This is a genomic window from Bacteroides sp., assembly GCF_052357945.1.
GTDB lineage: Bacteria > Bacteroidota > Bacteroidia > Bacteroidales > Bacteroidaceae > Bacteroides.
Genome location: NZ_DAWCXD010000162.1, coordinates 1 through 10,231 on the forward strand (window position 1 = coordinate 1; position 10,231 = coordinate 10,231).

General features: G+C 42.4%; 7 protein-coding genes and 1 pseudogene. 6 read left to right on the forward strand and 2 right to left on the reverse strand.

The annotated features are described in order from the left end of the window. Positions 1 to 79: 79 nt before the first annotated feature. Together ACT8YW_RS19750 and ACT8YW_RS19755 are read right to left on the reverse strand one after the other, a co-directional pair. Complete coding sequence (locus ACT8YW_RS19750; RefSeq protein WP_074638913.1) at positions 80 to 1,870, reverse strand: glycoside hydrolase family 15 protein; 1,791 nt, start codon at positions 1,868 to 1,870, stop codon at positions 80 to 82. Positions 1,871 to 1,882: 12 nt separating this feature from the next. After that, positions 1,883 to 4,156: a bifunctional alpha,alpha-trehalose-phosphate synthase (UDP-forming)/trehalose-phosphatase gene (locus ACT8YW_RS19755; protein WP_444106887.1), complete on the reverse strand. Its 2,274-nt coding sequence runs from the start codon at positions 4,154 to 4,156 to the stop codon at positions 1,883 to 1,885. Between the two features lie 447 nt (positions 4,157 to 4,603). On the opposite strand from ACT8YW_RS19755, the gene kdpF reads away from it, so the two are divergent. The 6 genes and pseudogenes from kdpF to ACT8YW_RS19785 all read left to right on the forward strand — a co-directional run. Then, positions 4,604 to 4,684, forward strand: coding sequence for a K(+)-transporting ATPase subunit F (gene kdpF, locus ACT8YW_RS19760; RefSeq protein ID WP_032849815.1), 81 nt, complete (start codon positions 4,604 to 4,606; stop codon positions 4,682 to 4,684). Positions 4,685 to 4,715: 31 nt separating this feature from the next. Next, positions 4,716 to 6,422, forward strand: coding sequence for a potassium-transporting ATPase subunit KdpA (gene kdpA, locus ACT8YW_RS19765; RefSeq protein WP_444106888.1), 1,707 nt, complete (start codon positions 4,716 to 4,718; stop codon positions 6,420 to 6,422). An 18-nt stretch (positions 6,423 to 6,440) separates the two neighbouring features. Next, entirely contained in the window at positions 6,441 to 8,474 is a 2,034-nt protein-coding gene (gene kdpB, locus ACT8YW_RS19770) for a potassium-transporting ATPase subunit KdpB (protein ID WP_444106889.1), read from the forward strand. A 16-nt stretch (positions 8,475 to 8,490) separates the two neighbouring features. Next, entirely contained in the window at positions 8,491 to 9,063 is a 573-nt protein-coding gene (locus ACT8YW_RS19775) for a K(+)-transporting ATPase subunit C (RefSeq protein ID WP_004306397.1), read from the forward strand. A 119-nt stretch (positions 9,064 to 9,182) separates the two neighbouring features. Beyond that, positions 9,183 to 9,947 carry a hypothetical protein gene (locus tag ACT8YW_RS19780; protein WP_444106890.1) on the forward strand — a complete coding sequence of 255 codons (765 nt, stop codon included), beginning with the start codon at positions 9,183 to 9,185 and terminating at the stop codon, positions 9,945 to 9,947. A gap of 84 nt (positions 9,948 to 10,031) precedes the next feature. Continuing rightward, positions 10,032 to 10,231, forward strand: a pseudogene (locus tag ACT8YW_RS19785) (sensor protein KdpD); the annotation flags it as partial.

Genomic DNA, 10,231 nt, shown 5'->3' on the forward strand with positions numbered 1-10,231 from the left:
GAGGTCGGAAAACGAAAGTAGGAAGAAAGCTTTCGTTTTCCTCCTACTCGATTTTATCACTTCTGAATCAGGGCGTTCTCTAAGGCCGGATAAAAGATAACCTCTTCTCTTCTTCTGCAAATAAGATAGCTGTATTTACTAATGCCAGATGTGAATATGCCTGCGGGAAGTTGCCCAACTGTTCTTTGGTTTCGAAATCAATATCTTCACTAAACAATCCGAGATGATTGGAGTATTTCAGAACTTCGTCAAACAGGCAGCGTGCTTCTTCTTTATGGCCGGTTACAAACAATGCCCGTATAAGCCAGAATGTACAAATCGTAAAAGCAGAAGTAGGCAACCCGAAATCGTCTTTGCTGTTATAGCGATACATAAGTCCTTTATGGAAAAGGGCTTTCTTGACAGCTTCCACTGTTTTATGATAGCGTATATCATCTGCTTCTATAAATCCATAGGGTTCCATCAATAGTAATGAAGAATCCATTGCTTGATTATTATATGTCTGTGTGAAGCTTTGAAGTTCCTTATTCCAGCCATATTTCATCACGTCTTTCTTTATTTTTTCGGCTTCCAGTTGCCAACGTTCGCTATAATTATATTTGTTAAGCATTTGAGCGATTTTAGCTCCGCGATCTAAAGCTACCCAACACATCACTTTGGAAGAAACAAAGTGTTGTCCTTCTCCCCGGATCTCCCAGATTCCCTTATCGGGCTTTCTCCAGTTTTCTACTACTTTTGCTAAAATGGTCTTTACCATTTCCCACATGTCTTCAATTTCATCCAGTGTGCCGGGCATGAGGCGATAATATTGGTAAATCAGGTCCATCAGGTAACCAAAAGAGTCGTTTTGTTTCTGATGGTATGCATCATTTCCTATTCGTACGGGTTTGGAGTTCTTATAACCGGATAGATGGTCGAGTATCACTTCGGTTAGTTGGTGCTCGCCCCGGATGCCATACATAATTTGATAGTCATGTTTGGAAACGAATGTGGATTGGATAAATTTCATAAAGCGTTTGGCTGCACTGGTATGTCCGATTTGAAACATGGTTTCGATGGACATGGAAGCATCCCGAAGCCAGCAAAAGCGGTAATCCCAGTTGCGCACTTCTCCCACAGCTTCCGGTAGGCTTGTAGTTAGTGCTGCCAGCACAGCTCCGTTGTGGTAGGACATTAGTTTCAGAACCAATAAACTCCGTTCGATTACGTCATTATATAGAGTGTATTTCTTGCTTCTGTCTGTCCAGTTCAGCCAATATACCAGCGTACGGCAATATTCTATTTTCTCCCTTTCTATGTCGATTGGGATCACTTTCTCGTTATAGGAGAGCAGGAGAAATTCGTCTTTCTCAAGAATGATTTCTTTTTTCTCTTTGATGTCCTGAAGAGACAGGGAAGCATATAAATATTGTCTGTCCTTGTTGTCAAAGGAGCAGTAGGATTCGATATACTGTGGAGTGATATTAAGGATCACTTGTCCCTGTGCATAGTTTGGCGCCGGGTGGTAGTTGATCTTGAAACGCGGTTTTCCTTTTATCCAATGTATGTAGCGGTATAATTCGGCAGGTAAATAATGCCCTGTTTCGTCTTGGGAACGATAGCAGGGCATATAGTCGAGCACTACGAATTCTCCTTCATCGGAGGAGAATTGAGTAGAAAGAATATTGGTGTGGGGGACATAACTTTGTGTGATGCGATAGTCTCCGGAAACTTCGAATCCGAAAGCTCCTCCTTTCTCCCGGTCGAGCAGACTGGCAAAAATAGAAGGAGAATCGAAATCGGGAAAACAGAGCCATTCGATATTTCCGTTCTGCGAAATGAGAGCTGCCGTTCGGCAGTTACCTATCACTCCATAATTTAAATTATTCATATTGATTGCTTTTTATTGAGTTTTTAATAGAGCTTTGAGAAAGTCGAAAGCGAAAGTCAGGCGATTCTTAATACTTCCTTCTTTTGTGGCAGTTTTTTGTTTGCCTAGTAAAGACCGTAAGAAAGGAAGTACGTCAGATTGGGCAGACAGGTGATAGTTGGCGGCTTCGGATACGCTACCTATTTTAATGGTGATAGCGCTCATCGGCAATGCCTGAAACATATCTTCATCTGTAGTGTCGTCTCCCATCGCTATAACAAAATCATAACGTCTGTTGGCTAGCAGACGCCCCACCTCCGAACCTTTATTGCAATCCGGTGATTTGATTTCGATCACTTTATTTCCTTGCAGAATTTGTAGTTTCTGCCGGGTACAGAGCGAAATCAGCGTGTTGACGAGTTGTTGGGCTCTTAATGTGCCGAGCCATGCGTCACTTTCACGATAATGCCAGGCCAGGGCAGTTTCCTTCACTTCCAGATGGGAACGGGGAGTACGGTCTACAAACATTTGAAGGATAGAGAGAATACCTGCTCCCCATTCTATCTTCTTTATGTTTTTATGCCAGACTCCGTTTTCTTTATAGAAAGCCCCATGTTCGGCAGCCATAGAAATAGGAAGGGTGCCAAGCCATTTTTCTAATGTAAAGTGATCCCGCCCGCTATTGATAACAATATGATTGGCGGGATCGCTAGCCAGTTGTTGTAGAATAGAAATGAGTTCCGGTGTAGGTTGTGCATCCTCGGGACGTGGTTTGAGAGCCGTCAGCGTACCATCATAGTCCAGCAGAATCAGGCGTTGTTTGGCATGGTTATACTTGAGTTTGATTTGTGCAATGCTAGCGGCTACAATACGTTTTTTTCGTAACATATCGTTTTTCATACATGTCGCGTTCAGTTCATTGACAAAGTCGGCTGCCCATTTGTTGACTGTCTGTACGGACAGAATGCTTTGCATACGTTGCAGGCGTTGTTTTTGTTCCTCTTCGGGCATTTCAAGTGCCTGGCAAATAGCATTTTCTATTTGTTCCGTATCGTTCGGGTTGATTTGGATAGCGTCCGTCAATTCTACGGCGGCACCTGCCATTTCGCTAAGGATAAGTACACCGGGATTGTCGCATTTGGTAGCTACGTATTCTTTGGCTACCAGATTCATTCCGTCCCGAAGTGGAGTGACGAGGGCTATGTCGGCCACATAGTACATGGCAGTCAGTTCTTCCAGTGAAAAGCCATGATAGAAATAACATACGGGAGTCCAGTTCATTGTGGAGTAACGTCCGTTGATAGAGCCGATTTCTTCGTCAATTTTTGTTTTTAGTTCCGCATAGCTGCCTACATGGTCGCGTGAAGGGACAATGACCATTGCCAATGTAACTTTACCGTGATATTCGGCATGATGTTCGAGGAAGGTGGCAAAGCCACGAAGACGGTGCAATATGCCTTTGCTGTAATCCAGTCTGTCTACTGACAGGATCAGTTTATGCTCGCCGAAAAGTTTCCGGGTTCGTTCAATGGCCTGATGTACTTCTTTATTTTCTGAAGCCTGATGATAGGATTCATAGTTGATTCCCATCGGCAATGCTTCTACTCTGACCATCCGGTTGTTGATCTGTACTTCATCCAGTTTGAAGTCGAGATGCAGCACACGCTCTACGGCACTGATGAAGTGACGCATATAGTCATGAGTATGGAAAGCAATGAAGTCTGCTCCCAGCAAACCCTTCAGAATCTCGGCACGCTCCGGAAGAATACGGAAGAGTTCGTAAGAAGGGAACGGGATATGATGGAAATAACCGATACTTAGTTCCGGATATATTTTCCTCAACATTCCGGGAAGTAGCATCAGTTGATAATCCTGTATCCATACCTTATCGCCGGGACGTATCAGCCGGCAAATCTCCTCACAGAAGAGTCGGTTGACTTGTTGATAGGATTGCCAGAAACAGTTCTTATATAAGGTATAAGCATAAAAGTAATGACACAAAGGCCAGATAGTACTGTTACTGTATCCTTCGTAATAGTTTTCAATTTGCTTTTCCGACAAGAAGACCGGATGAAAATTCATTTCCTGTAGTTTCTCGTTAATCTCTTGCTGGTCCTTCTCTTCATTTGTACATATTCCGGGCCAACCTATCCAGTGCTTCTCATAAGAAGTCTGGAGAGAATCCAAACCTGTTGCCAGTCCGCCTTCGCTACGCGAAAATACGAATGTGCCGTTTGTGTCGGCTACTTTGACAGGTAATCTGTTTGCAATAATATAAAGTTTCATATCTATTTCTTCGCAAAGCATGTACCAATTGACTTATGTTGATGCTTAACCGTTTATTATCAACAGATTATAAAGATGTAGTATCCTCCTTTTGTCTTTTCAAAATGAAAATCCCCTTTCAAAATGATAATTTGTTTATTTTTTCTCTTCTGAAATCACGAAAAAACAGAAAGTCTTTCAAAATAGAATCCTTTTTTCAAAATGGAAGGGTGTGTCGGATGGTAAGAAAGTAACTGCCTGTCTGTATCTGTTTGAATGTTAGCTTATTATGTATTCTTTGTTTTTTGTGGCACGCATTTGGCATGAAGAATGGCAAGTAAAAATTTATAGTAATCATTTAAAAGGTAAAAACATGGGAATAACACTATCATTTATTTTCTGCCTGTTGAGCGGTTTCGCTTGTTTCTGGCTGTTCTGGAAATGTGTAGACTGGTTTGAGAATATTTAAAGAAAAAAGGAGAATTGATTATGTACACAGCATTATTCGTATTAGGTATTGCAATCTTCGGTTATTTGATGTATGTGCTCATCAAACCCGAGAAGTTTTAAAGTAACACACACAGTTTAAGGTAAAAAGTATATGAATACAGAAATTTTAGGCGTGGTTGTTCAGATAGCCTTGATGGTGATTCTGGCTTATCCACTGGGAAAATACATTGCCAAGGTCTACAGAGGAGAAAAGACCTGGTCTGATTTTATGGCTCCTATCGAAAGAGTCATTTATAAAGTTTGTGGAATCGACCCCAATGAAGAAATGAACTGGAAACAATTCCTGAAAGCATTGTTGATTTTGAATGCTTTCTGGTTTTTCTGGGGAATGGTACTCTTGGTTTCACAAGGATGGTTGCCTTTAAACCCGGACGGCAACGGACCGCAGACTCCGGATCAGGCATTCAATACTTGTATTAGTTTTATGGTGAACTGTAACTTACAGCACTATAGCGGTGAAAGCGGACTGACTTATTTTACTCAATTGTTCGTCATCATGCTTTTCCAGTTTATTACCGCAGCAACAGGTATGGCTGCTATGGCAGGTATTATGAAGAGTATTGCTGCAAAAACAACCAAAACGATTGGTAACTTCTGGCAATTTCTGGTAATAAGTTGTACGCGTATCTTATTACCTCTTTCTCTGATTGTAGGTTTTATCCTGATTCTTCAGGGAACTCCGATGGGATTTGACGGTAAGATGAAAGTGACTACGATGGAAGGCCAGGAACAAATGGTTTCTCAAGGTCCTACGGCTGCGATTGTTCCTATCAAACAATTGGGTACAAATGGTGGTGGTTATTTTGGTGTAAACTCTTCTCATCCGTTGGAGAATCCGACATATCTTACTAATATGGTAGAATGTTGGTCTATTCTGATTATCCCGATGGCAATGGTACTTGCGCTGGGATTTTATACCCGCAGAAAGAAGTTGGCTTACAGTATATTCGGAGTAATGCTTTTTGCTTTTCTGGTAGGCGTATGTATTAATGTCAGTCAGGAAATGGGCGGTAATCCACGCATTGATGAATTGGGAATTGCGCAGGATCATGGTGCGATGGAAGGCAAAGAGGTTCGTTTGGGAGCCGGAGCAACAGCATTATGGAGTATTGTAACTACTGTAACCTCTAATGGTTCTGTGAATGGTATGCATGATTCTACTATGCCGCTGTCCGGAATGATGGAGATGCTGAATATGCAGATTAACACTTGGTTTGGCGGTGTAGGTGTAGGATGGATGAATTACTATACATTTATTATCATTACAGTGTTTATCAGCGGTTTGATGGTAGGACGTACGCCGGAATTCCTCGGTAAGAAAGTGGAAGCCCGCGAAATGAAAATCGCTACGATTGTAGCTCTGCTTCATCCGTTTGTCATTTTGGTATTTACAGCACTTTCAAGTTATATTTATGTGCATCACCCTGATTTTGTGGAAAGTGAAGGTGGATGGTTGAACAACTTGGGATTCCACGGTTTAAGTGAGCAACTTTACGAGTACACTTCTTGTGCTGCCAATAACGGTTCCGGTTTTGAAGGTTTGGGAGATAATACTTATTTCTGGAATTACACGTGTGGTATCGTTCTGATTTTGAGCCGTTTTATTCCTATCGTCGGACAGGTTGCCATTGCCGGGTTACTGGCACAGAAAAAATTCATTCCGGAAAGTGCCGGCACATTGAAGACCGATACTTTGACTTTCGGAGTCATGACATTTGTGGTTATCTTCATTATTGCTGCGCTGTCATTCTTCCCGGTACATGCATTGAGCACAATTGCTGAACATTTAAGTTTGTAATACTGAATTAGAGAAGATATGAAAGATAATAAATCAGCTTCTTTGTTTCCAAAGGAGCAAGTTATAGAAAGTTTGAAACAGTCATTCGTGAAACTGAACCCGCGGATGATGATAAAGAACCCGATTATGTTTACAGTAGAAGTGGCTACAGTGGTCATGCTGCTCGTAACGCTCTACTCCATTGTAAACTCTTCACAAGGTTCGTTTGCTTACAATATTGCCGTGTTTATCATTCTGTTTGTAACCTTGTTGTTTGCCAATTTTGCTGAAGCTATTGCCGAAGCACGTGGTAAAGCACAGGCCGATAGCTTGCGTAAGACTCGTGAAGAGACACCGGCTAAGAAAGTGGAAGGCAATAAAATCGTTACTGTCAGTTCTTCACAGTTGAAGAAAGGGGATGTGTTTGTTTGTGAGGCAGGAGACGTGATTCCTTCCGACGGTGAGATTATTGAAGGGTTGGCTTCTATTGATGAAAGTGCCATTACCGGCGAGTCTGCTCCGGTTATTCGTGAGGCAGGTGGCGACAAGAGTTCTGTAACGGGTGGTACGAAGGTATTGTCCGATCATATAAAAGTAATGGTGACTACTCAACCGGGAGAAAGTTTTCTCGACAAGATGATTGCACTGGTAGAAGGTGCTTCCCGCCAGAAAACCCCGAATGAGATTGCGTTGACTATTCTGTTGGCAGGTTTTACGCTTGTTTTCGTCATAGTGTGTGTTACCTTGAAACCGTTTGCCGACTATAGTAATACGGTCATCACCATTGCTTCGCTTATTTCTTTGTTTGTGTGTCTGATCCCGACAACTATCGGTGGACTTCTCTCTGCCATCGGTATTGCCGGTATGGACCGTGCACTTCGCGCCAACGTGATTACTAAATCCGGTAAAGCGGTTGAAACTGCAGGCGATATTGATACATTGCTACTGGATAAAACGGGTACTATCACCATTGGTAATCGTAAAGCGACTCATTTTCATACAGCTCCGGGTGTCGATCTGCACGATTTTGTGGAAACTTGTCTGTTGTCTTCCTTATCCGATGAAACGCCGGAAGGTAAGTCTATCGTAGAATTGGGACGTGAGTCGGGCATTCGTATGCGTAATCTGAATACAACAGGAGCACGTATGATTAAGTTTACGGCTGAAACCAAATGTTCGGGAGTAGACCTGGCAGATGGAACGCAGATTCGTAAAGGTGCTTTTGATGCCATCCGTAAGATGGTGGAAGGTGACGGGAATGAATTTCCGAAAGAAGTGGAAGAGATTATTTCTTCTATCTCAAGCAATGGTGGTACACCGCTGGTAGTATGTGTAAACAGAAAGGTGACTGGTGTTATTGAACTGCAGGATATTATCAAACCGGGTATTCAGGAACGTTTCGAACGTCTGCGTAAGATGGGAGTGAAGACGGTAATGGTGACAGGTGACAACCCGTTAACTGCAAAATATATTGCTGAAAAAGCCGGTGTAGATGATTTTATCGCTGAAGCTAAACCGGAAGATAAGATGGAATATATCAAGAAGGAACAGCAGGCTGGTAAATTGGTTGCAATGATGGGAGACGGAACGAACGATGCTCCTGCTCTGGCACAAGCCAATGTGGGTGTAGCCATGAATAGCGGTACACAGGCAGCAAAGGAAGCCGGTAATATGGTCGACTTGGATAACGATCCGACGAAATTGATCGAGATTGTGGAAATCGGTAAACAATTGCTGATGACACGTGGTACGCTGACTACTTTCTCTATCGCCAATGACGTAGCGAAGTATTTTGCTATCGTTCCGGCCTTGTTTATGATCGCTATTCCCGAACTGGCTGCTCTGAATATCATGCATCTGCATAGTCCTGAAAGCGCAATCCTTTCAGCGGTGATCTTTAATGCAATTATAATTCCGATTCTGATTCCGCTGGCTTTGCGTGGTGTGCAATACAAACCGATAGGTGCGAGTGCTTTGCTTCGCCGTAATCTGCTGATCTATGGTGTGGGTGGTGTGATTGCTCCTTTCGTGGGAATCAAATTGATAGATTTAGTAGTAGGTTTATTCTTTTAATTAAAAAACAATAGCAATGAAAACTTTATTGAAGTCATTAAAAATAACACTTGCTTTTTGTGTCTTTTTCTCCGTGTTCTATATCCTTATCCTGTGGGTGTTCGCACAGGTAGCAGGTCCTAATAAAGGAAATGCCGAGGTAGCTACGCTGGATGGGAAAGTAGTGGGAGCAGCCAATGTGGGTCAGATGTTTACAAAAGATATTTATTTCTGGGGACGTCCTTCTTCTGCCGGTGACGGGTATGATGCGACGAGTTCCGCAGGTAGTAATAAAGGGCCTACAAATCAAGAATATCTGGATGAAGTGAAAGCGCGTATTGATACTTTCCTTGTACATCATCCTTATTTGAATCGTGCGGATGTGCCTGCCGAAATGGTTACGGCCAGTGGTTCGGGCCTGGATCCTAATATCACTCCTCAATGTGCGTATGTACAAGTGAAGAGAGTAGCACAAGCACGTGGATTAACAGAAAAACAAGTAAGAGCGATTGTTGATAAAAGCATAGAAAAACCGTTTTTGGGGTTGTTGGGAACAGAAAAGGTGAATGTCTTGAAATTGAATATCGCTTTAGAGGAAAGCAATAAGTAGATGAAGATTGAGCAGCGTTCCTGTCCGGACCGTTTGGGTTATGCCGCGGTTCAAATTAACAGGGTTGGATGGGGCGCTGCTTTTTTTACAGGAACATAAAATAGAATTAGATAAAAAGTATGAAAAGTTTTTTTAGTAAAAAGAGTATTTTAGGAACAATGGCTGTAGCAGCCGTTTGTATGTTGGGAACAGTTAATGCACAAGCACAAGAGTTTACTATACAAGGTGATTTGGTAAGTTCGTATGTATGGCGTGGTATTTATCAGGGGGGAGCTGCTTCCTTTCAGCCGACTTTGGGATTTAGCGTAGGTAATTTCTCGCTTACTGCATGGGGCTCAACCAGTTTGAGTGAGAGTAATAAAGAAATTGACCTGACCGCAGCTTATAAGTTCGGTGAAGCGGGACCGACGCTTTCTGTAGCCACTCTTTGGTGGGACGGACAAGCTGATGTGGCCAATGGAGAACTTACCAATAATTATTTTCATTTTAAAAGTGGAGACACCGGACACCATTTTGAAGCAGGGCTAGCCTATACGCTTCCTATTGAAAAGTTCCCGTTATCTATCGCATGGTATACCATGTTTGCTGGTGCTGACAGAAAAACGACTGATGAGGGGGAAGAAAAGCAGGCATACTCTTCTTACGTAGAATTGAATTATCCGTTCAGTGTGAAAGGAGTTGATCTGAATGCTACTTGTGGAGTGGTTCCTTATAAGACTCCGCAGTATAATGTGAATGGGTTTGCAGTGACGAACCTAGTTTTGAAAGCAACGAAAGCAATAAATTTTAATGATAAGTTTTCATTGCCTATATTTGTACAGGCTATATGGAATCCACGTTTGGAGGACGCCCATTTAGTATTTGGCGTAACTTTAAGGCCATAAAATAAACTCATGAATTTTTGTGAAACCCGTGGTGATCGTGATGATTACTACGGGTTAGGATGTTTAAAATAACAGATTGATGTAATGGATGATAGAGAACATAGTGTACAGTATTTTTTGGATCTGATAAAGAAGTCCCACCGGGGCAAATTCAAGGTCTATATCGGTATGATAGCCGGTGTGGGAAAGTCATATCGTATGCTTCAGGAGGCACAAGAACAGCTGGAGACCGGTGTGAACGTGCAAATCGGCTATATCGAAACTCATGGACGCGCCGGGACGGA

Excerpts from the sequence above, each read along its gene's own strand:
- ACT8YW_RS19775 (WP_004306397.1), top strand. The coding sequence starts at position 8,491 with ATGAAAACTTTATTGAAGTCATTAAAAATAACACTTGCTTTTTGTGTC.
- ACT8YW_RS19755 (WP_444106887.1), bottom strand. The coding sequence starts at position 4,156 with ATGCTTTGCGAAGAAATAGATATGAAACTTTATATTATTGCAAACAGA.
- kdpB (WP_444106889.1), top strand. The coding sequence starts at position 6,441 with ATGAAAGATAATAAATCAGCTTCTTTGTTTCCAAAGGAGCAAGTTATA.
- kdpF (WP_032849815.1), top strand. The coding sequence starts at position 4,604 with ATGTACACAGCATTATTCGTATTAGGTATTGCAATCTTCGGTTATTTG.
- ACT8YW_RS19750 (WP_074638913.1), bottom strand. The coding sequence starts at position 1,870 with ATGAATAATTTAAATTATGGAGTGATAGGTAACTGCCGAACGGCAGCT.
- kdpA (WP_444106888.1), top strand. The coding sequence starts at position 4,716 with ATGAATACAGAAATTTTAGGCGTGGTTGTTCAGATAGCCTTGATGGTG.
- ACT8YW_RS19780 (WP_444106890.1), top strand. The coding sequence starts at position 9,183 with ATGAAAAGTTTTTTTAGTAAAAAGAGTATTTTAGGAACAATGGCTGTA.